The sequence below is a fragment of the Kribbella voronezhensis genome (assembly GCF_004365175.1).
Classification (GTDB): domain Bacteria; phylum Actinomycetota; class Actinomycetes; order Propionibacteriales; family Kribbellaceae; genus Kribbella; species Kribbella voronezhensis.
Genome location: NZ_SOCE01000002.1, coordinates 510,275 through 532,741 on the forward strand (window position 1 = coordinate 510,275; position 22,467 = coordinate 532,741).

18 protein-coding genes are annotated in these 22,467 nt (G+C 67.7%); 10 read left to right on the forward strand and 8 right to left on the reverse strand.

Annotation, left to right across the window (positions count from 1 at the left end; all coding sequences use genetic code 11):
• Positions 1 to 147: 147 nt before the first annotated feature.
• On the forward strand, positions 148 to 1,149 hold the full coding sequence (locus tag EV138_RS29735; protein ID WP_133982895.1) for a sugar phosphate isomerase/epimerase family protein: 1,002 nt from the start codon (positions 148 to 150) through the stop codon (positions 1,147 to 1,149).
• 72 nt (positions 1,150 to 1,221) lie between these two features.
• Here EV138_RS29735 and EV138_RS29740 read toward each other — a convergent pair whose 3' ends face one another.
• The gene (locus tag EV138_RS29740; RefSeq protein ID WP_133982897.1) at positions 1,222 to 1,989 is read right to left on the reverse strand and encodes a maleate cis-trans isomerase family protein; all 768 of its coding nucleotides are present in this window, start codon (positions 1,987 to 1,989) and stop codon (positions 1,222 to 1,224) included.
• Positions 1,990 to 2,001: 12 nt separating this feature from the next.
• The gene (locus EV138_RS29745) at positions 2,002 to 2,556 is read right to left on the reverse strand and encodes a dihydrofolate reductase family protein (protein ID WP_133982899.1); all 555 of its coding nucleotides are present in this window, start codon (positions 2,554 to 2,556) and stop codon (positions 2,002 to 2,004) included.
• Between the two features lie 113 nt (positions 2,557 to 2,669).
• On the opposite strand from EV138_RS29745, the gene EV138_RS29750 reads away from it, so the two are divergent.
• Positions 2,670 to 3,581 carry a LysR family transcriptional regulator gene (locus EV138_RS29750; protein WP_133982901.1) on the forward strand — a complete coding sequence of 304 codons (912 nt, stop codon included), beginning with the start codon at positions 2,670 to 2,672 and terminating at the stop codon, positions 3,579 to 3,581.
• 122 nt (positions 3,582 to 3,703) lie between these two features.
• On the opposite strand, the gene EV138_RS29755 is transcribed toward EV138_RS29750, so the two are convergent.
• Entirely contained in the window at positions 3,704 to 4,636 is a 933-nt protein-coding gene (locus EV138_RS29755) for a DUF1996 domain-containing protein (protein WP_133982904.1), read from the reverse strand.
• Between the two features lie 321 nt (positions 4,637 to 4,957).
• Between EV138_RS29755 and EV138_RS29760 the strand changes: the two genes are divergently transcribed.
• On the forward strand, positions 4,958 to 7,141 hold the full coding sequence (locus tag EV138_RS29760) for a discoidin domain-containing protein (RefSeq protein ID WP_133982906.1): 2,184 nt from the start codon (positions 4,958 to 4,960) through the stop codon (positions 7,139 to 7,141).
• A 104-nt stretch (positions 7,142 to 7,245) separates the two neighbouring features.
• Entirely contained in the window at positions 7,246 to 8,274 is a 1,029-nt protein-coding gene (locus EV138_RS29765; protein WP_133982908.1) for a LacI family DNA-binding transcriptional regulator, read from the forward strand.
• A gap of 105 nt (positions 8,275 to 8,379) precedes the next feature.
• Here the strand turns inward: EV138_RS29765 and EV138_RS29770 are convergent, their stop codons facing one another.
• On the reverse strand, positions 8,380 to 9,171 hold the full coding sequence (locus EV138_RS29770) for a hypothetical protein (protein WP_133982910.1): 792 nt from the start codon (positions 9,169 to 9,171) through the stop codon (positions 8,380 to 8,382).
• Between the two features lie 66 nt (positions 9,172 to 9,237).
• On the opposite strand from EV138_RS29770, the gene EV138_RS29775 reads away from it, so the two are divergent.
• From EV138_RS29775 to EV138_RS29785, 3 genes are all read left to right on the forward strand, one after another.
• Positions 9,238 to 9,729, forward strand: a complete 492-nt coding sequence (locus EV138_RS29775) for a MarR family winged helix-turn-helix transcriptional regulator (RefSeq protein ID WP_133982913.1) — start codon at positions 9,238 to 9,240, stop codon at positions 9,727 to 9,729.
• Positions 9,730 to 10,029: 300 nt separating this feature from the next.
• On the forward strand, positions 10,030 to 10,821 hold the full coding sequence (locus EV138_RS29780) for a GNAT family N-acetyltransferase (RefSeq protein WP_133982915.1): 792 nt from the start codon (positions 10,030 to 10,032) through the stop codon (positions 10,819 to 10,821).
• A 110-nt stretch (positions 10,822 to 10,931) separates the two neighbouring features.
• Positions 10,932 to 11,321: a YciI family protein gene (locus EV138_RS29785; RefSeq protein ID WP_133982917.1), complete on the forward strand. Its 390-nt coding sequence runs from the start codon at positions 10,932 to 10,934 to the stop codon at positions 11,319 to 11,321.
• 167 nt (positions 11,322 to 11,488) lie between these two features.
• Here EV138_RS29785 and EV138_RS29790 read toward each other — a convergent pair whose 3' ends face one another.
• Positions 11,489 to 12,274 carry an SGNH/GDSL hydrolase family protein gene (locus EV138_RS29790; RefSeq protein WP_202867000.1) on the reverse strand — a complete coding sequence of 262 codons (786 nt, stop codon included), beginning with the start codon at positions 12,272 to 12,274 and terminating at the stop codon, positions 11,489 to 11,491.
• Between the two features lie 111 nt (positions 12,275 to 12,385).
• The gene (locus EV138_RS29795) at positions 12,386 to 13,213 is read right to left on the reverse strand and encodes a PHP domain-containing protein (protein ID WP_133984535.1); all 828 of its coding nucleotides are present in this window, start codon (positions 13,211 to 13,213) and stop codon (positions 12,386 to 12,388) included.
• Between the two features lie 101 nt (positions 13,214 to 13,314).
• On the opposite strand from EV138_RS29795, the gene EV138_RS29800 reads away from it, so the two are divergent.
• Complete coding sequence (locus tag EV138_RS29800; RefSeq protein WP_133982919.1) at positions 13,315 to 16,419, forward strand: sacsin N-terminal ATP-binding-like domain-containing protein; 3,105 nt, start codon at positions 13,315 to 13,317, stop codon at positions 16,417 to 16,419.
• A gap of 44 nt (positions 16,420 to 16,463) precedes the next feature.
• Here EV138_RS29800 and EV138_RS29805 read toward each other — a convergent pair whose 3' ends face one another.
• Together EV138_RS29805 and EV138_RS29810 are read right to left on the reverse strand one after the other, a co-directional pair.
• Positions 16,464 to 18,257: a BTAD domain-containing putative transcriptional regulator gene (locus EV138_RS29805; RefSeq protein WP_133982921.1), complete on the reverse strand. Its 1,794-nt coding sequence runs from the start codon at positions 18,255 to 18,257 to the stop codon at positions 16,464 to 16,466.
• Positions 18,258 to 18,350: 93 nt separating this feature from the next.
• Positions 18,351 to 19,166 (reverse strand): class I SAM-dependent methyltransferase, encoded by an 816-nt coding sequence (locus EV138_RS29810; protein ID WP_133982923.1) that lies wholly within the window; start codon positions 19,164 to 19,166, stop codon positions 18,351 to 18,353.
• Between the two features lie 374 nt (positions 19,167 to 19,540).
• Between EV138_RS29810 and EV138_RS29815 the strand changes: the two genes are divergently transcribed.
• Together EV138_RS29815 and EV138_RS29820 are read left to right on the forward strand one after the other, a co-directional pair.
• Complete coding sequence (locus EV138_RS29815) at positions 19,541 to 21,373, forward strand: ABC transporter substrate-binding protein (protein WP_133982925.1); 1,833 nt, start codon at positions 19,541 to 19,543, stop codon at positions 21,371 to 21,373.
• Positions 21,370 to 22,464 carry an ABC transporter permease gene (locus tag EV138_RS29820; protein ID WP_133982927.1) on the forward strand — a complete coding sequence of 365 codons (1,095 nt, stop codon included), beginning with the start codon at positions 21,370 to 21,372 and terminating at the stop codon, positions 22,462 to 22,464. The genes EV138_RS29815 and EV138_RS29820 overlap by 4 nt, the downstream gene beginning before the upstream one ends.
• Positions 22,465 to 22,467 lie beyond the last annotated feature (3 nt).

The following is a 22,467-nucleotide window of genomic DNA, read 5'->3' on the forward strand; positions in this document are numbered from 1 at the left end:
GGCCCCGCACCCGGAACGCGGGAGAGCGGTTTCGCACGGTCGGCGGGGGACCGGTGCAGCCGGTCCTCGTCCCCGGCGCCGGGGCTGCGCTCCGCATCCGGCGCCGGGGACACCCGAACACCAGTCATCGAGAAGGAGTAAACCGTCATGGCACGACCGATCACCCTGTTCACCGGCCAATGGGCCGACCTGCCGTTCGAGGAGGTGGCCCGGCTGGCCTCCGAATGGGGGTACGAAGGGCTGGAGATCGCCTGCTGGGGTGATCATCTGGACGTCCGCAAGGCCGCCGAGGACGAGTCGTATGTCCGCAACCGGCTGGACATCCTGGAGAAGCACAACCTGAAGGTCTGGACGATCTCGAACCACCTGCTCGGCCAGGCGGTCTGCGACGACCCGATCGACCAGCGCCACCAGGCGATCCTGCCCGCGCACATCTGGGGCGACGGCTCACCGGAGGGCGTGCGGCAGCGTGCTGCCGAGGAGATGGCGACCACGGCACGGGCAGCCCGGGCGCTCGGGGTGGACGTCGTCGTCGGGTTCACCGGGTCGTCGATCTGGAAGACCGTGGCGATGTTCCCGCCGGTACCGCAGGCGATGGTCGACGCCGGCTACCGGGACTTCGCCGACCGCTGGAACCCGATCCTCGACGTGTTCGACGAGGTCGGGGTCCGGTTCGCCCACGAGGTGCACCCGTCGGAGATCGCCTACGACTACTGGTCGACGACCGCGACGCTGGAGGCGATCGGGCACCGGGAGGCGTTCGGCCTGAACTGGGACCCGTCGCACTTCGTGTGGCAGGACCTCGACCCGGTCGGCTTCCTGTGGGACTTCAAGGACCGGATCTACCACGTCGACTGCAAGGACGCGAAGCGCCAGGTCGGCAACGGCCGCAACGGCCGGATGGGTTCGCACCTGGCCTGGGGCGACCCGCGGCGCGGCTGGGACTTCGTGTCCACCGGCCACGGCGACGTCCCGTGGGAGGCGTGCTTCCGGATGCTCAACACGATCGGCTACGACGGCCCGATCTCGGTCGAATGGGAAGACGCCGGCATGGACCGCCTGGTCGGCGCCGCCGAGGCCCTGCAGTTCGTGAAGTCCCTGGCCTTCGACCCCCCGACCGCATCCTTCGACGCGGCCTTCTCTTCCTGACCACGCAAGCTGCTGGACAACGCGATGGTGCGCCGTGGCTGGAGTCCCCAGCCACGGCGCTCCGCCGTAGTACTACTCACCTGAGGCGTTTGCGGCGCCTGTGCGGAACAGCCTGCCGTAGCCGTCGATCTGCAGCTTCGTCCCCGTGGCGGCCAGTAGTGACCAGAGCAGCACCTGGTTGGCCTCGAGAACCAGCTGACCAGTACGGCGTTCGAGTTCGGCGATCGCCGATGCCGCACGAAAGCCGTTGCCGGCGATGAACACCGCCTCGGTCGAGGCGTCCACCTGCTCGCTGACAAAGGCGATCACCTGCTCGGGTCGCACTTGGGTCGGATCCTCGGGCAGCGATGTCGCTGCCAAGGTGACGACGTCGATCTCCTGATCCTGGAAGTACCGTGCGCCGAGGTCCGCCATCTCTTCTTCGAACCACGGTGGGTGGATCAGAGCGACTCGTCGTACGCCGAAGATCTTCAACGCCTGCGTCGCGGCGAGTCCACTGGTGACGACGGGCACGCCGGCCCAGTCGCGGAGCTGCCTGGTCAGGTCGGTTTCGGCCGGGGGTCCGATCGCGTAGCCGGAGGTGGTCGATGCGTAGGCGATGGCGTCGACCGACGCTTCGCGGAGCGATTCGACGGCCGGCCGCAGGGCCGCGGGCGTTGCCAGTGTTCGAAGGTTTGCAGCCGTGGAAGGGGACTCCGGACTGGTCACGGTGCTGTCACGGCGTCGCGGGATGCGCGTAACGATCACCTCGAGAGTTGCTGACGCCATGGCGGGAATCTCGACCTCGGGCCCGGCGGCGGCGTGCGGCGTCAGCACTCCGACTGTGAGCGCCTGATCCATGGTTCGTCCTTCTCAGGCGTGCTGGGGCCGGTAGGTGTGGACCACGACGCCGTTGCTGAAGGGGATGGCCTCGACGAGGTTCAGGTGCCGTGATTGCGGCAGCTGGTCGAAGAGGGCCTGTCCGCGGCCGAGGAGCAGCGGCTGGATGAAGAGGCGGTACTCGTCGATCAGGTCGGCGGCGGCCAGGGCGCCGGCGAATCGAGCACCGCCCCACGCGATCACGTCGGGGCCCGGCTCGGCCTTGATCGCGGCGATCTCGGCCGCGAGCTCGCCGCGCGCGACCCGGCTGACCGGCCAGGACGCCTCGGCGTCGCTGAGCGTCGTGGAGAACGCGATCTTCGGGATCTCGTTCATCGGCGCCGCGTAGGGATCGTTCGAGTGCGGCCAGTACGACGACATCTGTTCGTACGTCACCCGGCCCATCAAATGCGCGCCGGCTTCGCTGATCCGGTCCAGCTTCCACTGCTTGAGCTCGCTGCTCTCGGGAATCGCCGTCCCGGGATGCTCGCGGTCGCCGTCGACCAGGCCGTCCAGCGACATCGACATGTACAAGATGACCTCTCGCATGGCTACCCTCTCGTGGTGCTGTTGGTTGCTTAACTCCTGACTTCGACGTTCGCAGGCTGCCCACCGGGCATCAAGGTCTCTTTCGGTCCTCCATCGTGTAGCGTGACTTCGCGATGGCCGAGATCGAGCTGCGCGAACTCCGCCTGTTCCTCGTGCTGGCCGAGGAGTTGCACTTCGGCCGAGCCGCGGAACGGCTTGGGCTCACCACGTCGCGAGCCAGCCAGACGCTGCGAGCCCTGGAGCGCAAACTCGGCGGGCGACGCTTGTTCGAGCGCACGAGCCGCGTGGTCACCCTGACCGCGGCCGGACAGGCGCTGCGCGACGAGCTCGCACCTGTCGTGACCGGCTTGGACACCACACTCACCCGGGCCCGAACGCGAGCGGCCGGGCCCGGAACGATCCGGCTGGGCGTCCTCAATGCGGCATCCGGGACCCTTGTTCTGAACGCGGCGATCACGCTCTTCGAAGAGGCACACGAAGGCGCCGCGGTGCGGCTGGTCGCGACTCCGCTGAACGACCGGCTCGGGCCGCTTCGCCGACGCGAGGTGGACCTGTCGGTGACCCGACTGCCTCTTGACCAACCCGACATCGTGATCGGCCCCCTGCTGTCGAAGGACGATCGCCGCGTGGTCATGGTGGCCGGTGACCATCCGCTCGCCGGACGGCGCGAGGTCTCGGTGGAAGACTTCGCGGACTACCCGGTGCGGAGACCGGCGGACGTCCCCGAACTGGCGGAGGCCGCCTGTCCGAGCTACACGCCCAGTGGCCGCGCGATCGTGCCCTCCGACATCGAGGTCAACGACGTCTCCGAACTCCTGCTGCTCATCGCTCAGGGGCGGCTGGTCCACCCGACCGTGGCCCCGTTCGCAGAGCATTTCCGGCATCCGGGCATCGCCATCGTGCCGGTCCGGGACCTACCACCCTCGTCGACCGCGCTGGCCTGGCTGGACGGGTACGAACATCCCGCCCGGGACCTCTTCGTGGCTACCGTCGAACTAGTCGTCGCGGCACACCCGCGTACCTGATCCACGCCATGGGCTCGGTCGCTTCCTCAACGCTGGAAGGCGAAACGGCCAAGTGCTGCTCTCGGGTCGCCTGTGGTGCCGGGGCTGTGCTCTTGCCCCGGCACCACAGGAGTCGGTCGGTACTACGGTCGGCCGGGCAGGCGGTAGTTGTCGCCGAGGACCTGGCCTCGGTCGGGTTTGTAGAGGTCGAAACCTCGCGAGTTGCACTGGAGTCCGCCGTTGATGCAGTGGCTCACCAAGGCCGCCAGTGTCTGCGGGTCCCAGGCGTTGAAGAAGTCGTAGTGCCAGGAGTATCCACGGCCGCTGGCCAGGTGGATCTGGCTCTCGTCTCCGTCGGCGGGAAACGCGATCTTGAATTCCAGCATCGGTACGGCGACCGGGTGGTCGGCGGGGCAGACGTAGTTGACCGGGTAGGCCATGTGGCTCTTGTGGTCGGCGGAGTCCAGGTGGACACCGTCCCAGCAACTCGGCGCCTGGTAGCGGACGTTGAGCTGAGTACCGGCCGGGCAGTTCGCCGGGAAGTCCCAGTTGTGCGAGCTGTCGCCGCACTCCCAGCCCTCGACGGCACCGGGTGAGGTCCGGAACTGCTCCTGGGTCGCGGCCGGACTGCCGACGACGAACCGGATGCCCGGCGGGAACGGACGAACATCTTGGTATCGCAGGATGCCCGACTTGTAGTAGATGGTCTGCGCCCAGGTCTGGATGATCGGCTGGTCGCCGCGGAACATGGTCGGCCACCAGTACGCCGAGAGGTCGTCCGGGTTGAGGCAGGTGGTCGAGTAGGCGCCGGCCGCGGTCAGCGAATCGAGCGTGGTGGCGGCATTGGTGGTGGTGTTGCCCACGAAGCTGTGTTCGTGGGAAGCACCCGGCATGTTCGGGAACACGATCGGGTCGTTGGTCGCGCGGTGGTGAACCGTGCAGTTGACCTGGAACTCGTGGTGCGTGACCAGGTCGTCGGCCTGGGCCGGGTTACCGGTCGCGGCCGTCAGCAGGGCGGCCAGGGTCAGGGCGGCGACGCCGCCGGCGGACAGGGCTTTCTTCCTTCGTGTGAACACGGAGCTCCTCCTGTCGGGGGATTTCCGCGGGGCGGTGGCCATCGGCAATGCGATTAGGGCAGTGCGACTACGGCGGCTGGCCCGCGGTGGGACACATCGCGGGAGAGCGCTCTCTGGAACAGCCTCGGCCCGGCCCTTCCGGCTGTCAAGAGTCGCGTGGTTCCGGAACCGGCTGAGCGTGACGAGACGTTGACAACCAGCCAACGCAGCGGCAACCATCAGCTCCACGAGAGAGCGCTCTCTGATCTCTCGGCCACCGGCGTCGCACGTCCCCTCCGCCGGTCGCTGTGCCGTTCCGCCCTCACAGCGAGGAGTACCCCGATGAATTTCGTGACAAGTCACGACCGGCCGCGCCCGGAAAGGCGCAGACGTCGTGTCCGCTCGGCAGTCGCCGCCACGGTCGCGGCTGCCACCGTGCTGCTCGGCAACGTCGTCCTGCTGGCCCAACCCGCCCACGCCGCAACCCTTCTCTCACAGGGCAAACCGGTCACCGCCTCAGCGATCGAAGGCGCCGGTACGCCGGCATCCGCGGCCGTCGACGGCGATCTCAACACCCGTTGGTCGACCCCCTTCAGTGATCCCCAATGGCTGCAGGTTGACCTCGGCGCCGCGGCTGATGTCAGCCAGGTGGTCCTACGGTGGGAGGCGGCCTACGCGACGGCGTACCGGATCGAGGTGTCGAACGACGCGCAGAGCTGGCAGTCGATCTACAGCACGACCACCGGCCACGGTGGTACCGAGACGCTGAACGTGAACGGCAACGGCCGCTACGTGCGCTTCTACGGCACTCAGCGCGTCGGCGGCTACGGGTACTCGCTGTGGGAGTTCGAAGTCCACGGCACCCCGGGCACCAGCGGTCCGCCGCAGGGCACCGGCACGGTCCGGATCGCCGGCAGTCAGGGCAACTGGCAACTGCTCGTCGACAACGCGCCCTTCCAGATCAAGGGACTCACCTGGGGTCCGCCGGCCGGCGAAGCGGCTCAACGGCTGCCCGAGTTGAAGTCGATCGGTGTCAACACCGTCCGGACCTGGGGGACCGATGCGAGTTCCAAGCCGCTCTTCGACGCCGCGGCCGCGAACGGGATGCGCGTGATCGCCGGCTACTGGCTCCAGCCCGGTGGTGGACCCGGTAGCGGTGGCTGCGTCAACTACGTGACCGACACGGCGTACAAGGCCAACATGCTGGCCGAGATCCAGCGCTGGACGACGGAGTACAAGGACAACCAGGGCGTGCTGCTCTGGAACGTCGGCAACGAGTCCGTGCTCGGCATGCAGAACTGCTTCTCCGGCACCGAGTTGGAGAATCAGCGCATCGCGTACGCCAAGTTCGTCAACGACGCGACGAAGGCGATCCACGCCATCGATCCGAACCACCCGGTCACCTCGACCGACGCGTGGACCGGAGCGTGGCCCTACTTCAAGCAGTACACGCCCGATCTCGACCTGCTCGCGGTGAACTCGTACGGGCACATCTGCCAGGTGAAGCAGGACTGGATCAACGGTGGCTACACCAAGCCGTACATCGTCACCGAGGCCGGACCCGCCGGTGAGTGGGAGGTCCCGAACGACGCCAACGGAGTACCGAACGAGCCCACGGACGTGCAGAAGCGCGACGGTTATCTGCAGGCGTGGAACTGCATCACCGGGCACGCGGGAGTCGCCCTTGGTGCAACGCTCTTCCACTACGGCACCGAAAACGACTTCGGAGCCGTCTGGTTCAACCTCACGCCGGCCGGCGAGAAACGGCTGTCGTGGTACGCCGTACGCCAGGCCTTCGGTGGTCAGCAGGGCGGCAACACGGCACCGGTGATCAGCAACATGACGCTGAGCCGTACCGCGGATGTCCCGGCCGGCGGAACGATCTCGGTGAACGTCAACGTGACCGACCCTGATGGGGACGCGTTGACGCACGAGTTCAAGGTCGGTGGGAAGTACATCGACGGCAGTGGTGCTCTGGTGACCACGCCGTCGTCCGGGAACGGCCCGTTCACGGTGACCGTGCCGCAGCGGCTCGGGGTGTGGAAGCTCTACGACTATGTGCGTGACGGGCATGGGAACGTGGGAATCGAGACCAGGTCGTTCCGGGTCGTCGCTCCACCCGTCCAGGGCACCAACATCGCCCGCGGCCGGCCCGCGACGGCGTCGTCGTACCAGCAGGTCGGCAACGGAGCGCCGTACCCGCCGTCGAACGTGACGGACGGGAACAACACCAGCCGCTGGGCGAGCGACTGGTCGGATCCGCAGTGGATCCAGGTCGATCTCGGCTCGGTGCAGTCGTTCGATCGGGTCCAGCTGATCTGGGAGAGCGCGTTCGCGCGGTCCTACCGGATTGAGGTCTCCGACGACGGGAACGCGTGGAGAGCGCTCTACAGCACCGCTGACGGGAACGGTGACGTGGACGATCTCGCGCTGGCCGGATCGGGCCGGTACGTCCGGCTCACCGGCACCCAGCGGGGGAGCGGCTTCGGGTACTCGCTGTACGAATTCGGGATCTACCGGCGCTGAGAGATTCACTGAGCCCGGCGGCTCTGTCGTTGCGCAGCAGCAGTCGTCGGGCCTGTGGACGAAGGACAGGGGAGACGGCGTTGACAGAGATACGATCCGGTGCCATGAGCACGAAGTCTGCGGATCGCCAGCCCACCTTGGAAGATGTCGCCTTGGTGGCCGGCGTTTCGCGGGCGACCGCGTCCCGGGTGATCAACGGGAGCAAGAAGGTCAACGCGCAGATGATCCGGAAGGTGCAGCGGGCCGTCAAGACGACCGGCTACGTCCCCAACACGGCCGCGCGGACGCTGGTGAACGGCAAGACCGGCTCGATCGCGCTGGTGCTGTCCGGCTCGGACGGGTCGGCCGAGCAGGTGTTCGGAGATCCGTTCTTCGGTCGCGTCGCCGGCGGGGTGGTCAAACACCTGAGTAATGAGGGAATCCACCCCTCGCTGGTGCTGGCCGATTCGGACGAGGCGCGCGCCAAGGCGATCGCCTACGTACGCCGGGGTGGCGCCGACGGTGCGCTCCTGGTCTCCACCCATGCCGACGACCCGTTGCCCGGATTGTTCGTCGACGAACGTCTGCCGGCCGTGCTCTTCGCCAGGCCAGGGCGACCGACGCCGATCAGCTTCGTCGACCTCGACCATGACAAGGGTGCCGCGCTCGCTGCCGAGCGGCTGGTCGCGCGCGGCTGCCGGAACATCGCCACCATCTCCGGTCCGCCCGCCGTGCTGGCCGCGCAGGATCGCGAGAAGGGTTTCCGGCAGGCGATGGCCCAGCACGGCCGGCCGTACGTACCGGTTGCCATCGGCAACTTCACGCGGGAGAGCGGTGAGCTCGCGATGGCGCAGTTGCTGCGCGATCACCCCACCTTGGACGGTGTCTTCGTCGCCAACGACCTGATGGCCGAAGGCGCTCTCCAGGTACTACGGGATCATGGTCGCCGGGTGCCTGACGATGTCGCGGTCGTCGGCTTCGACGACAGCCTGCCCGCCCGCCAGGCCGAACCAGGACTCACCACCATCGCCCAGCCCCTGGAAGAGATGTCCGCCGAAATGGCCCGCCTCCTCCTCGCCCGCATCGCCGACCCCACGATCCAACCCACCTCAGTCATCTTCAGCCCCCGTCTTGTCATCCGAGAATCCGCCTGACCTGGATCAACTGGCAGGCTCCGGGGTCAGGGTTGCGGATTCTGGTGCCAAGTCATCTTCACTCCCGCGTGGTCGTCCGAGAGTCGGCCTGGCAGGTGAACGTGGTCAGGTGGTGCGGTTCGGGATCAGGGTTGCTGATTCTGTGATCAGCCAGGGGAGGTTTGCCTGGCGGGACCAGCGGTTGACCTCGGTGGCGATGGCGGCTGCGCCGACAGGGTTGCCCTCGTCGCGGGTGAGGACCGCGAGGAGCGTCTGCTGGGCCAACGCGCCGAGGAGGTGGCCGATCTGCTGGCGGAGTTCCGTGGAGCGTTCCCAGTGGGCGCGGGCGAGCTTCAGATCCCCGGCCGTGTGGGCGTGATCGCCGAGGTGCCGCAGCGCGAGTGAGATCACCATCTTGTCGCCTGAGCGTTCGCCGAGTTCGAAGGCGGCGGTCAGGTGCGCGAACGCTTCCTCGGGGAACTCACGGAGGTGCTCGGCGATCATCCCCGCATAGAACGCAGCATGCCCGGCGCGCCCCTCATCAGGCGCGCTGTTCTGTAACTTCGCGGCCTGCTCGCTCAGTTCGAGACTTGTTTCCGCCGTCACCTGATCGCGGGTACGGAGCGCCATCCCGTAGGCCTTGCGGAGTTTGAGAAAGGCGAGATCCCAGCCAAGCGTGGTGTCGGGAGACTCGGTGAGCGCTTTCTCGAAGCGCTCCAAGGGGTCCTGCGCGGTGTCGAGCAGTTGGGCGAAGTCCTGGTCAACGGCGACCTCAGCCCGCAGGGCAGCGACGGCGACGGCCTCGGCGGGATCGCCAGGAGTGACGGCTTCGAGCAACTGGGTGGCTTCAGGCCAGCGGCCGGCGCGCATCAGAGCACCGGCGGACTGGAGAACGGGGGAGAGCGCGATCTGGGTCATGGCGGCAGAGTATTTCGATGTCGAAACTTTTGACAACAAACCTTCAACGGCTGAATACTTTGGTCCATGAAGGACTTCATCGACGACCACATCGACCTGTGGGCCCGCGAGCTACCGGAGATGGATCTGCGGGTCGAGGCCGTCGCGACCCGGCTGCACGTGCTGACCAAGTACCTCGACCGGCGCCGCGATGCCGTGCTGGCCGGCCATGGTCTGCAGTGGTGGGAGTTCAAGACACTGCACATGCTGCGCCGCGGCGGTTCGCCGTACCGGGCGACGCCCGGCGAGTTGGCATCCCAGCTGAACCTGTCGCCGGCAACGCTGACGAACAGGCTGGACGCGCTGGTGCGGCAGGGCTATGTGGTGCGGGAGAACGACCGCGACGACCGCCGCAAGGTGGTCGCGATGCTGACCGAAGCCGGCCTCGAGATCTGGCAGCAGGGCATCGGCGACATCAGCCGGGTGGAGCAGGAACTGGTCGGCGAACTGAGCCGCACGGAGCAGGATCAACTCATCGTCCTGCTCCGCCGTTTGGTGCTCGCCACCGACAGGCCGTGAAATTCCGCTCCGGCGATGACAAGTCCGGTCGATCGGTTCCGACGTATCCGTGAAGGCACCCACCAGGGAGCCCGGGACAGGAGCGCAGACCGATGGAACCGATGAACCTCTTGCTGGCACAACAGCGCGTCGCCGATGACATGCGCCGCAGCGTGAACCCGGGTGCGGGCGGCCAAGCACGCCGTACGACGCGGAGCACCCGTCACCGGCTGTTGAGCGCGATTCGCCAGGCGGTCACGACTCCTTCGAGGAGGGTCGAAAAGAGGGTGGCTGGACCCAGGATCGTGTCAGAGTCCTGCGGTGACTGATACGACGAACAAGGCGGCCGTCCTGCTGACGGCGTACGACGACCAACTGCGCGGCGGCTCCGAGGCGGCCGACGTGCCGACCAGTACCGACGGGCCGGTGATCCGGGTCGAGTACCCGAACCGCGGCTTCGTGAGTTACCGCTCTCTCGAGGGTGTCGAGGATCTCGATGCGTTGATCGCGCGGCAACGCGACTACTTCGCGGCGAAGAACCAGCCGGTGGAGTGGAAGACCCGCGGTCATGACCGGCCCGCGGATTTGCCGGACCGGTTGATCGCGGCCGGGTTCGTGCCTGAAGAGCGGGAAACCGTGGTGATCGCGGAGAGCGCGGACATCGTCGAGCGCCTGCGCGGGCGTGACCACGTCGACGGCGTCACCATCCGGCGTACCGCCGAGGAGGCCGACTTCGCGCGGATCGCGGCGATGGAGTCGACGGTCTGGAACCAGGACTGGTCCTGGCTCACCGCCGACCTGATCCGGCGCCAGGCAACCGGTCTCACCGACATTTTCGTCGCGGAGGCCGGCGGCGAGGTCGTCTCTGCCGCATGGGCGGTCTACAAGAAGGGCACGGACTTCACCGGGTTGTGGGGCGGCTCCACCTTGGCCGAGTGGCGCGGCAAGGGGATCTACAAGGCGCTGGTCGCTGTGCGCGCCGCTCGCGCGGTCGAACTCGGTTACAAGTACCTCCAGGTGGATGCCTCGGACGACAGTTCGCCGATCCTGCAGCGATTGGGATTCCTCGCGGTCACCACCACCACGCCGTACGTCTACACGCCTCGGAGCTGATAGACAGAGCGCTGGGTGCCGACGTGTCGAGAACCGGCATCCGGCTCCGACGTCGTTCGTGAGTGGCGCGGGAGTGCCGTCGCGTGGACCGACCTGGAGGATGCGGACTGATGAAGTACATGCTGTTGATGCACACGAACAAGCAAGGCTGGGAAGAGATGCCCGCGGCGTGGTCGCAGGAGGATCTCGGCGTGATGGTCCGGTACATGAAGGATCTCGATCGCGATCTGGCCGAGTCCGGCGAACTGGTCGAGGAGCGCGGGCTGGCAGGTCCGGACCAGATGAAGACCCTGCAGGCGCGCGACGACGGCGAGCCGATCGTCACCGACGGGCCGTTCAGTGAGACCAAGGAGGTCCTGGCCGGCTACTGGGTCGTCGACGTCGCCTCGGAGGAACGGGTCCTGGAGATCGCTCTCCACATCTCCCGCACACCCGGCCCCGGCGGCCGCCCCCTCAACCAACAAGTAGAAATCCACCCCGAAGGCGTAGCCCCGGCATAACCCCGCACCCCTACCGACGGCAGCTCCCACCTCCCGCTCCGCGGAGCGGGAGGTGCTCCGCGCATCGCGCACTGTTGCGGAGTGCGGAGTGCGGTCTCGCTCCCGTTCACCTGGGGCTGTTGTGGAGTGGGGTGGGCGGTCTCGCTCCGTACATCGGGGCTCTTGGGTCAGGGGTGGGTGCGGAGGTGATTGAGGATGAGGGCTGCTACGGCTTGCATGCCGGCTTCGTTCGGGTGGTAGGGGGTGCCGCGGCCCAGGCGAAAGCCGGTGGTCCACGGTTCGGGGGAGCCGAGGGCGTGGTCGAGGCTTGCGGTTGATGCGGTGATCAGTTCCGCGCCGGTTCTCTCGGCTGCTTCGGCGAAGGCTGCCGCGAGCCCTTCGGCCATCAGTACGACGCTGGGCAGTTGCTCCTCGTTGAGCGGTACGTCGAGCCTCGGGCGGGTGCCCGGTCCGACCAGCGTGAGGTAGTCGACGAGCAGGATCCGGCTCCGGGGAGCGCTCTGTCTGATCCGCGTCACGACCTCGCTCAGCGAATCGGCCGCGGCGTCGTACTCGCTCTGGTCCTTCAGGTAGCTGACCCGGGCGCGGATCCGGTTACCGAGTCGCTTGGCGACCAGACCGACCGGGCGCGCCAACGTGTTCATCGTGCTGCCGCGCAGGAACGTCCCGATGTAGTCGAGGTCGTTGCCGCCGGCAGTCACCGTGACGAGTTCCGTTTCGGGGCCGACGGCATCGATCTGCGGCGCCGCCTCGTTCTGCCGTTCGGACAGCAGGTTGGCCGTCGTCGCACCGGAGTACGTGACGTCGACGAGATCCAGCTCGAGCGCCTCGGCGACCAGGTGCGCGTAGTTGCGCCCTGACCGACCGGCCGCTTTGTCGAGCTGTGGTTTGATTCCGGGCCCGGCAGCGAACGAACTGCCCAGAGCGACATAGCGACTGCCAGGTGAGATCACCGCACCGAAGATAGCCGGTCTGCTGTCACGATGTGCGGGCGTTCCTCCAACACGGCACGGAGGACGCCGTCAAACCCGGGCTGCCCGTTCGGAATAGTCTCGACCGGGATTTCAGTTCGCGGTCGTCCAGGGATCCTCGGGGTTCCGGTCGGGCTGGAAGCCCGCGGACTCCGCCAGGGCGGCAGCGTCGGCGAGACCGAGGCCGAGTGCGTCCGGCGTGTGGGCGTCGCTGCCGAACGTGACGCGGCGGCCGCCGCACTCTCGCCACCACCTCAGGATCGTCGGGTGCAGCGGAACGCGGGTGTTGATCTCGAGAACGCGCTCTCCCGCGGCCAGCGCGCTCAGGGCGTGCCGGAGTTCGTCCTCGAAGTCGCCCGGCTCGAAGGCGTCGCTGCCGCCGGGCCAGGAGCGCACGGGATAGTCGATGTGGGCGAACACCTCGAACGCCTCCGACCCGCTCACCATCCGCGGGATCTCCGCCAGGTACTCCCGGAAGACCTCGTCGGCCGGCCGGTGCGGGAACAGCTCCCACGGCTCGGCGAACTCGTCGCCGTCGAGCAGACAGTGCAGCGAGCCGATCACGCGCTCAAAGGTGCCCTGGGCAAGGAGTTCGGCGACCTCGGACACGTGCAGGTGAGGTTGCCCGACCTCCATCCCCGCCAGGATCCGCAGCTCCGGGAACTTCGCTCGGCACCTCGCCACGGACTCCTGGTATCCGGCGACATCGAGCACGGGTGCGAGCAAGATCCCGTCGGTGACCAGATGCCCGAAGTTCTCGACCAGGAAGCCGGCCCGGAACGGGGTGAAATCCACATGCTCGGTGAACGAGACCGCCGGCACGCCGAGCTCCACCGCCCGTGCACAGGTCGCCTCCATCGCGCCACGGTCGGCATCCCACGACCACTCACTGTGCACGTGCCCATCAGCCGGCAGCGTCATCGTCACCTCGCATCAGTGCTCGGAAGTTCACCCCGGTCAATCTAGTCCTCACCTCCCGGACCGGCGCTGGACGCGGTGAGCCGGGCAGGCATACTCCTCGGGTGATCGACGTCTTCGGGACCGCAGCGATTCGTGAACGAGTGTTGACCGCCTGGGCCGCCGCGCCGGTGCGGTTCCGGGAGGACGCGAACGCCGAGGAGGACCTGGCGCTCGGCGGCTACCTTGACCGGGTCGTGGTCGAGCTTGCGCAGAACGCCGCGGATGCGGCGGCCCGGGCCGGCGTTCCCGGCGGCGTGCACTTCTCTTTCCGTGACGGCACGCTGGTCGTCGCGAACACCGGTACGCCGTTGTCCGCGGAGGGAGTCGAGTCGCTCGCCACTTTGCGGGCATCGGCCAAGCGCGATGATGCCGAAGCCAGCGTCGGCCGGTTCGGCGTCGGGTTCTCGGCAGTGCTGGCAGTGACCGATGAACCGGTGATCCTGTCCCGGACCGGTGGGGTCCGGTTCTCGCGAGCAGACAGTGCTGCCGCGGTCGCCGAGGCGGGCGCCGGGTCGCCGGGCCTGGCGGACGAAGTACGGCGTCGTGATGGGCAGGTGCCCGTCCTGCGTCTGCCGTTCGAGGCTGACGGGGAACCGCCGGAGGGGTACGACACGGCGGTGATCCTGCCGCTGCGGGACGAAGCGGCGTCAGAACTCGTACGCCGGTTGCTCGGCGAAGCCGATGATGCCTTGCTGCTCGCGCTTCCCGGCCTGGAACGGATCGAGATCGACCTCGACGGGGATGTCCGGGAACTCGTCGACGCCGAGTCACGGTGGTACGTACAGCGCGCGAGCGGGATCCTCGACGAGAACGACAGAGAGCGCTTGCTCGCGGATCGGCCGACCGAAGAGCGCTGGCGTCCGCACTGGTCCGTCCTCTGGGCGCTTCCGCGCGATCCGCTGGCCACGGTACCCCGAACCGTGCACGCTCCGACCCCGACCGACGAGCCGCTGTCCCTCCCGGCGTTGCTGTTGGCAACTTTTCCGCTCGATCCGTCCCGCCGGCATGTCGCCGCGGGACCGCTGACCGACCGGCTCGTCGCCGAAGCCGCGGCGGCGTACGCGGAGCTGCTGCGAAACCGTGCCGAGCAAGGCGCGAACATCCTGCCGCTGGTGCCTGTCGGACTGGCGGCGGGCGGGCTCGACCGGGCGGTGCGGGAGGCGATCCTTGCGGCGTCGCCCACGACTCCACTGCTTCGGGCAGTCGACGACGGATCGATGCTGCCGCCCAGGGAGGCGGTCGCCATCGAAGGCTCGGACGACGCGTTCAACGCTGCCATGGCGCCGCTCGTCCCCGGCTTGATTGCCTCACCTCGCCAGGACCGGACCGCGCTGGACGCGCTCGGCGTCCGGCGGCTCGAACTCGCCGACCTCGTCGACCAGTTGGGGACGGTGGCAGAGACGCGGCCGCCCGAGTGGTGGCGGGAAATCTATGGAGCGCTCTCCGAGATGGTCACGGATCCGCTGCTGCGGGAGTCTCTCGGGACCCTGCCGGTTCCGTTGGCCGACGGCCGGCTGGTTCGCGGGGTCCGGGGTCTGCTTCTGCCCGGCCAGGAGTTGGCGGCCAACGTGCTGGCTGTGTTCGGCGAGTACGGCGTACGGGTCGTCCACCCGGACGCGGTGCACGGAACGCTGGAACGGCTGGGAGCGCTTCCCACGACGCCGCGTGCGTTGCTGGAGGACAGCGCGGTCCGGTCGGCCGTCGAGCATTCCGGTGATGCGGATGATCCCGAGGCGATCGCGGACGCCGTCCTGACGGTGGTCGCCGCCGACCCGTCCCAGGCGGACGGCTTGTGGTGGCTGGCGGACCTCGCACTGCGGGATGCCGAGGGCGAGCTGGTGCCCGCCAACGCGCTGGTGATTCCCGGATCGGCCGCGGCGGCCGTACTCGACGACGAAGAGGTGGCGCCGATCGATCAGACGGTCGTCGACCGGTTCGGAATCCCTGCTCTGGAAGCGATCGGGGTGCTCGACTCGCTCGCGACCGTGGCTGCGTCCGATGTCGTACTCGACGACCTGCCGGAGTCGCTGGCCGACCTGGACGGGATCGAGGACTGGGCGTACGACGTGGCGCCGGGCGGGTCGAGGTTCGGCGCGACGGTGGGGGAGGTGGCGGCGATCCGCGATCTCGACTGGGTCGTCGACGACGCGTGGCCGCAGGTGCTCGAGTTGATCGGTGCGACACCTGAACTCCGGCGGGCGCTGGTGGAGACGGTCCGCGTGGTCGGTCCGGACGACCGGGCGGTCGGCGGGCCGTCGTACTCGGCGTGGTGGATCCGGGAACATCTGATCCTGCCTGACGGTGAACCGCTGGCCGGCCGCGCGGACCCCGAGGCCGACCCGGTGCTGGCGGAGTATCTCGACCCGGCGCCGGAGTGGACGGCTGGATTGGATCCGGAGGTGCGTACCGCGGTCGGTCTGGTCCGCGAGGTCGGCGATCTCGAGGCCGACGGAGTCGCGCAAGTCCTTACCCGGTTGGCGGATCCGGCGCGAGAGGTCGGAGAGAGCGCGCTCCTGCGACTCTGGAACCACCTCGGCCGCCTCACGGTCTACGCCTCGGAACCTCCTACGCACATCCGCGTCCTCACCGCCGAATCCGCTGGCCCGCTCGGCTGGCAAGGCGACGAGTCGGGCGGGGCCGTGGCCGAGGAGCGAGGCGCGCTCCTCGAGTTCGGTCCGGGCGGAGGCTCGGAGGGCGCTGGGCGTACGGTGATTGTTGCGGCGGGGGAGGCTGTCGTGGCGGATGCGCCGATGTGGTTGCAGCGTGGGGATCTCGGCGGCTTCGTGGTGGGGTCGGGTGTGGTGGCGGACGGGCTGGGCGATCTGCTCGACCTGCCGATGGCGCAAGAAGTTGCCGAGGGCAAGATCGATGGATTGGGCACAGAGGCCGACGTACCGGCGATCGTGGGCGAACTGGTACCGCAGACGCCCGCCCTGTGGTGGGAACACGAGGAGCTCACCGTCGATGGCGTCGAGGTCTCCTGGTGGGTGAGTGAGAACGGCGAACCCCACGCCGCGACCTTCGACGGTCTGGCCAAGGCCCTCGCCTGGGCGGCCGGCCGCTGGGACCAACGCCACGTCATCCTCGCCATCCTCTCCGACCCCACCCGCGCCTCGGAACTACTGATCGACGCGGCCTTCGACCAAACCCCCGACACGACCGAATAGAGCCCGGAGCGGTCAGGACGGAAGGCGTCCGGCACCTGCCGGCGCTACCGGAGCAAGGCGGTGAGAGCTGGGTTGTCGATGCTCGTGGCCAGGTGGCGGGCGGTTGTGGCGGCCAACGGGTCGCCGAGCCGAGCCCGGTGGAGGTTGGCGCGGACGGTCAGTTCTTTCAGTTCGCAGCGGGCGGCCAGGGCGGTCAAGCGGGAGACGAGAGGGCGCGCGCGACGGTCGTCGCCTCGGTCGAGTGCTGCGGTGATCGCGGCGTCGAGGACGTGAGCGTGGACCCACTGGTAGCGGTCCGGTTCGCGGCTGGACCTGGTAGCGGCCTGGTCGAGCCATGACGTCGCGCTCGCGTCGTCACCGCGGCCGGCGCTGAGCAGGCCGAGTCCTCGCGCGGCCATGCCCTCCCAGCAAGGATCGTTGAGCTGGCAGCTGAGTGCCCACGCCTGCTCGAAACCGTCGGTCGCGGCTTCGAGATCGCCGGCGTTCCAGTCGAGCTCCGCCTTGAGCGCCTGCGGCCAAGGCAGGAAGGCGATCCAGCGCTCCTGTCGGACCAGCTCGAGCGACTGCCGGACGGTCGCCGCCGCCTGACTCTGCTCGCCACGAAGCAGATGCGCACGACCCGTGATCGACAGCGACCACGCCTGCTGGCGACGGTTCCCACATTTCGCGGCCAGCTCGACCGACTCGCCGAGGTGCTCGAACGCAGCAGGATAGTCACCGCTGTCCGATGAGTTCATCCCTTGTACGCCGAGGATCGCGGCGTACTCGGCGTCGGTCTCGGCCAGCGCGTGCGCCTTGCTCAGCCAGGCGACCGCTGTACTGCGCCGCCCGGCCTGGACCTCGACGAAGCCGAGTTCTCGGTGGGCGTCCACGGAGGTGGCTCGATCGCCGGCCCGTTCGGCCACCAGGATCGCCTCGTGCAGGACGATGGCGCCCTCTTCGTCGTGACCGCGGATCGCGTGCACCAGAGCGCTGCCGAGGGCGGAGAGAGCGCGACCTCGCAGTACGGCGTCGTTGCAGTGGCCTGCCTCCGCGACCGCACGGCGCAGGCATTGAAGACCTGCGTCGACCGCTCCGGCGACGATCGCCGCCCGGCCTGCTTCGAGTTGGCTCATCGCCGCGGCCCGGCCGCTGAGCGCCGGGCTGGAGGGCGAACCCGGACCGAGGGTCGACGCGGCCAGGAGCGCAGGGGAGGGGGTGACGGCCAGTTCACGGCGAAGAAGGTCTTCGCAGACGGCGACCTGGCGAAGCGCGGCCGGCCGGTCGCCGGTCAGCGCGAGGCACCGGACGAGGAGTTCGTGGTTGCCCTGTTCGAGTTGGTTGATCGCAACGGCCTTGGCGGCAAAGGAAACCGCCTCGCCCGGCCGGCCGCTCGCGACGAGGGACATGGCGGCTTCGCGGAGTTTCGCTTCGATCATGCCGGCGAGACGATGGCGCTCGACCAGCAGCCACGACTCGATCTCCGGGCACGCCGGAAGCTGCACCCCTTCAAGCAGTTCACCGCTGAGGTCCAGCAGGGTCGCCGGATCGGAGGAGTCCTTGGTGAGCAGCAGAACATCGGCTGAGGTACCGGCTTCGAGAGTGATGACGATCGGGTCGCCGGCCAGGACGACGCCGGCGCCGAGGTTGCGGCGGAGCTCGGCGAGCGTCCACCGCAGGGCCCCGAGCGGATCGTCGGCATCGGCGAACAGCAACTCGGCCAGGCGTTTGCGGCTGGGTGGTCGATCAGCCAGCAACAGGTACGCGAGCAACGCCCAGGCCTTCCGCCCCCGCAGTACCCGAGCAGTTCCCTCGTCGGCCACGATCGCCGGCGCCCCCATCAACCTGATGCTTGTCATCACACCCCCTCCCCGCCCCCAGTCTCACCCACCCCCACTCCAACCGCCAGACGCCCGCAGTACGTGACATCTCGCGGTTGGAGCGGGTGATTGTCAGTGCCTGATGGCCACTGCTTCCAGGTATTCGGCGTGGGCCGCCAGGGTGCTGTCGGTGTTGTCGTCGAAGGCCCGGGGGACGTCGGCGAGGTCTGCGGCGAACTGGGCTCGGTCCGCCTCGGAGAGCGTCCCTGCCAGTTTCGTGATCGGGCCGTAGAACTCACGGAACCACTCGGAGAAGTGCTCGGCCGAGCGGTAGCGGAAGACGAAGTCGCGCCTGGTCAGCGTCACCCATTCGACTCGATCGCCGAACAGTTCCGCCAGGTGCTCCTCGGTGCCCCACAACGTCGCGGGCCGTACTCCGGCAGGCGGCGGCGCCCACTTCGACACCGTCTTGAACATCTGGCCGACCATGCCGGTCGGCGTCCACGAAGCGAGCGCGATCCGGCCGCCCGGCGCGGTGACCCGGACCAGTTCGTCCGCGGCTCGCTGGTGGTCGGGCGCGAACATCACGCCGACCGTGCTGAGAACCCGGTCGAAGGACTCGTCCGGCACCGGAAGTTGCTCGGCGTCACCTTCGAGGAACGTCACCGGCAGGTGCTCGGCGGCGGCCCGCTCACGACCCTGCTCCAACAGGTTCACCGCGTAGTCCACCCCGGTCGCCTCGGCGAAGCGGCGGGCCGCCGCGAGCGCCGCGTTCCCTTGCCCACAAGCCACGTCGAGGACCTTCTGGTCCGCCCGTACGTCGGCGGCCTCCGCCAGCAGTTCGGCGATGATCTGCAGCGTGTTGCCGACCCGGGGATAGTCCCCGGTCTGCCAGCCGGCCCGCTGCTTGTCCTTGATCGCCGCGAAATCCACAGCCGTACTCGTCATCCCATGCCCCCAAAAAGAGAAGTACGCCCCCCAGCCACGCCACCGCGGTGCGCGGTGTACCCACAGCCTGCCGGTACGCCGTGTGACGAGGCGTGTGACTGCGCGAGCCTCTCGGCAATTACGCAGCGCAAACCATCGTTGTCAACGGTTGCTCTTCGCACTGATCTGCGCGTTGGATGAGCGCATTGCAACGTTATAGCCAAAGTCTTGCCAACGTTGTCAGCGGTATTTATAGTCCGAGGAAACGTTTCCAGCCGGTGACGGCCGGATGACAGCAGGTGAGATGGAGGTGGCTTCGCACCGACTGGGCGACGCGTGAGGACGCGTCGAGTGAGGAGAGTCCCGCCGGGACTCGAGGCCGAAGGGAACACATCGTGAACGATGCGCCGCGCCCGCAGTTCGAAGACGTAGCAGACGTCCTCCGCCATCAGCTGAGCCGCCGGACCGCGATCGGAGGCGGTGCGGCCGCCCTGACCGCCTTCCTCGCCGCTTGTTCCGGCAAAGGCTCGTACTCCGACAAGCCGGCCAACAAGCCCGCCGCCACCAAGTCGGTCCAGATCGGTAAGGCGAACATCCCGACACCGCGCGACCAGACGGTGACGATCGCCCAGGTGGACTACACGGTCTACAACAGCTGGAACGGGTTCATCCCGAACGGTATGCCGCACTCGGCCGGCCTGGAGACGCTCGCCCAGGAGCCGATGTTCCTGCTCAACCTGGCCACGGGCGAACTTCTCAACTGGCTCTCCACGGGCTACAAGTACAACGCCGACTTCTCCGAGCTGACGTTCACCTTCGACCCGAAGGCGAAGTGGAGCGACGGGCAACCGCTGACCTCCAGCGACTTCAAGTTCACCGTGCTGCTACTCAGGGACCGCAAGGATCTGCTCGGCGGCGGGGGCGACCTGTCGGAGTTCGTGAAGGACGTCGAGACGCCCGATGCGCACACCGCGGTGATCAAGATGGTCAAGCCGACCCCGCGACTGCACTACGGGTTCATCGCCGCCATCGCGGGTCCGCAGTACTCGATCATGCCCGAGCACATCTGGAAGGGGCAGGACCCGACGAAGTTCCGGGCGAACCCGCCGGTCGCCAGCGGGCCGTACGTGCTGAAGCAGGCGATCCAGAGCCAGAAGATGTTCGTCTGGGAGCGCAATCCGGACTACTGGAACAAGGACAAGCTCGACCCGGCGCCGAAGTACGTGATCTTCCAGAGCACCGCGAAGCAGGCGGACTCGGCGGCGCTGGCCTTCGAGCGGGCCGAGTTCGACGTCGGCTCGATCGACGAGGAGCACGCCAAGCAACTGCGCAACACCGGCTACCCGAACCTGGTCACCACTCAGTTCCACGATCCGAACCCGCGGGTGTTCTGGCTGAACAACGACCCGGCGCGCGGGGTGATCTCCGAGCCGAAGATGCACTGGGCGATCAACTACCTGATCGACCGGGACAAGATCGGCAACAACATCTGGCCGGTGAAGGTGCCGCCCGCGCAGTACCTGTGGGCGGACTACCCGAGCAACGACAAGTGGACGAACAAGGAGCTGGCGGAGAAGTACAAGTTCGAGTACTCGCCGGACAAGGCCGTGAAGCTGCTGGACGAGATCGCACCGAAGGGTGCCGGTGGCAAACGGATGTACCAGGGCAAGGCGATCAGCCTGGAGATGATCACGCCGTCGCCGGTCGACGGGCAGGAGTACGCGATCGGGAACCTGCTCAAGACAGAGCTGAACAAGGTCGGTGTCCCGACCACGCTGCGCAGCCTGAGCGGGTCGGTGCACGACGAGAAGTTCCAGCGCGGGGAGTACGACATCGACTCCCAGTGGGCCGGCGCCGCCTTCGACCCTGAGCAGCTCTACACCGACTGGGAGAGCAGCAAGGCCAAGAAGATCGGCGTGAACGCCGTCGACAAGAACAAGGCGCGGTTCCGGGATCCGAAGCTGGACGAGCTGTCGGCGAAGCTGGCCCAGCTCGACCCGACCAGCGCGGAGGCCAAGCCGTACCTCGACCAGGCGCTGGAGATCTACTTCCAGAAGCTGCCGCTGATCCCGACCATCCAGACCGGCTACCCGTCGTACTTCAACACCACCTTCTGGACCGGCTGGCCGACCGACGACAACCTGTACCAGGTCCCACTCAACTGGTGGCCGCACTTCCTGTTCGTCCTCGGCAAGCTGAAGGCCACCGGACAGAAGGGCCCGTCGTGACCGCGACGGCCCCGCCCGCGGAGGCCGTCGAAGCGTCAGCAGAGAGCGCTCCCCGCAGCGGACTGCGCCCCTGGCTGTCGCGGCATCCGCTGGCGGCGTACGCACTGCGCCGGTTCGGGTTGTACCTGATCGAGCTGTGGGGCGCGCTGACCGTCGCGTTCTTCTTCTTCCGGATGATCCCGGGCGACCCGATCCAGACTCTGATCCAGACCCTGCAGCAGAACTACGTCTACAACCAGCAGGCCAGTGCCGAGGTGATCGCCCGGTACCAGCACGAGTTCGGGCTCGACGGCAACATCTTCACCCAGTACCTGAAGTACATGAACAACCTGATCCTGCACGGGGATCTGGGACCGTCGCTGATCAACTACCCGACGCCGGCGCAGAACGTGATCCTGCATTCGTTGCCCTGGACAATCGGTCTGCTCGGCATCTCCGCGGTACTGGCGTGGGTGCTCGGCATCATCGTCGGCGCGGTCGCCGGCTGGCGACGCGGCAAGGCGGGCTCGGCGATCATCACGAACCTGTCGATCGCGCTCTCTCACGTTCCGTTCTTCTTCGTCGCACTGATCCTCGTCTACGTCTTCGCCTACTCGCTCGGCATGCTGCCGGCGCGATCGGCGTACGACTCGAACATCAGTCCGGGGCTCAGTCCGGCCTTCATCGGCAGCGTGCTGAAGTACGGGTTGCTGCCGGGGCTGTCGATCGTGGTGATCGGTGCTTTCGGCTGGATCCTGTCCACCCGGATGCTGATGGTCCCGGTCCTCGGCGAGGACTACCTCACGTACGCCGAGGCGAAGGGACTCAAGCCGTGGCGGATCCTGACCCGCTACGCGCTGCGGAACTGCTATCTGCCGCAGGTGACCGCGTTCGGGATCTCACTCGGCTTCATCTTCAACGGCAACGTGCTGGTGGAGCAGCTGTTCAACTACCCGGGCCTCGGGACCACCCTGGTCACCGCGATCCAGCAGCTCGACTTCAACACGATCCTCGGGGTCACGGACATGGCGATCTTCTCGGTGCTGACCGCCGTTCTGCTGCTGGACCTCCTCCTGCCTCTGCTTGACCCTCGGGTCAAGTACTGGAAGTGATGA

Bases quoted from the DNA above. Each gene is read 5' to 3' on its own strand.
- EV138_RS29740 (WP_133982897.1), bottom strand. From the start codon at position 1,989: ATGGATCAGGCGCTCACAGTCGGAGTGCTGACGCCGCACGCCGCCGCC.
- EV138_RS29750 (WP_133982901.1), top strand. From the start codon at position 2,670: ATGGCCGAGATCGAGCTGCGCGAACTCCGCCTGTTCCTCGTGCTGGCC.
- EV138_RS29805 (WP_133982921.1), bottom strand. From the start codon at position 18,257: ATGACAAGCATCAGGTTGATGGGGGCGCCGGCGATCGTGGCCGACGAG.
- EV138_RS29810 (WP_133982923.1), bottom strand. From the start codon at position 19,166: ATGACGAGTACGGCTGTGGATTTCGCGGCGATCAAGGACAAGCAGCGG.
- EV138_RS29760 (WP_133982906.1), top strand. From the start codon at position 4,958: ATGAATTTCGTGACAAGTCACGACCGGCCGCGCCCGGAAAGGCGCAGA.
- EV138_RS29775 (WP_133982913.1), top strand. From the start codon at position 9,238: ATGAAGGACTTCATCGACGACCACATCGACCTGTGGGCCCGCGAGCTA.
- EV138_RS29745 (WP_133982899.1), bottom strand. From the start codon at position 2,556: ATGCGAGAGGTCATCTTGTACATGTCGATGTCGCTGGACGGCCTGGTC.
- EV138_RS29735 (WP_133982895.1), top strand. From the start codon at position 148: ATGGCACGACCGATCACCCTGTTCACCGGCCAATGGGCCGACCTGCCG.
- EV138_RS29785 (WP_133982917.1), top strand. From the start codon at position 10,932: ATGAAGTACATGCTGTTGATGCACACGAACAAGCAAGGCTGGGAAGAG.
- EV138_RS29765 (WP_133982908.1), top strand. From the start codon at position 7,246: ATGAGCACGAAGTCTGCGGATCGCCAGCCCACCTTGGAAGATGTCGCC.
- EV138_RS29795 (WP_133984535.1), bottom strand. From the start codon at position 13,213: ATGACGCTGCCGGCTGATGGGCACGTGCACAGTGAGTGGTCGTGGGAT.
- EV138_RS29770 (WP_133982910.1), bottom strand. From the start codon at position 9,171: ATGACCCAGATCGCGCTCTCCCCCGTTCTCCAGTCCGCCGGTGCTCTG.